At 49.3% G+C, this 540-nt stretch carries 1 protein-coding gene; it reads right to left on the bottom strand.

Annotated features, from left to right (window positions below; all coding sequences use genetic code 11):
* The coding region (locus ABD361_RS30540; RefSeq protein WP_486387915.1) for a type II restriction endonuclease at window positions 1-540 on the bottom strand (540 nt) is incomplete at both ends.

Raw genomic sequence — 540 nt, 5'->3', positions numbered from 1 at the left:
CCGCATCTCCCGATATTGAGCCAGAGAAACTCCCTCCTGGAGTGTAAACAGATGCACCTGATGAATTTTATCGGCCTCATTCAGTATCTGACGCCAGCGATCCTTACAGGTAGTCTTGACTGCCAGCATGCGCAGATTTTCTACGGGAAACTCAGTATCGTGGTAAGCCCCTGCGGAAGGGAAAAGGAAATCGGGTTTTTTATTACCTTCTGTGATGGCCTGCGTCGCAAAGTGTCGCAGGCCGTGCTCAATGAATAGATGCTCCAGGTGCAGTTCCAGCGACTTCCCGGCTCTGGATTTACGGCGATTGCTGACAGAATTGGCCAGCGCAATAAATTCATCCACAGAGCCAAATCCTTTCCGGATGATATCCAGAACATGCAGTTCCTCAACCAATAGAAATATGTCGTACTCCACGCGCCGGCGGTCAAGAAGTTGCTCATCCGGATCAAGGGAATTTTTCACATAATGGCTGGCTGCATACTGAATAATTTCACTTCCCGACGGAAAGCGCAGGTGCCAGTCTTCAGGTAGAATATA

The organism is Streptomyces luteosporeus (assembly GCF_039532865.1).
Lineage (GTDB): Bacteria > Actinomycetota > Actinomycetes > Streptomycetales > Streptomycetaceae > Streptomyces > Streptomyces luteosporeus.
This window is presented reverse-complemented; position numbering and strand designations above follow the sequence as displayed.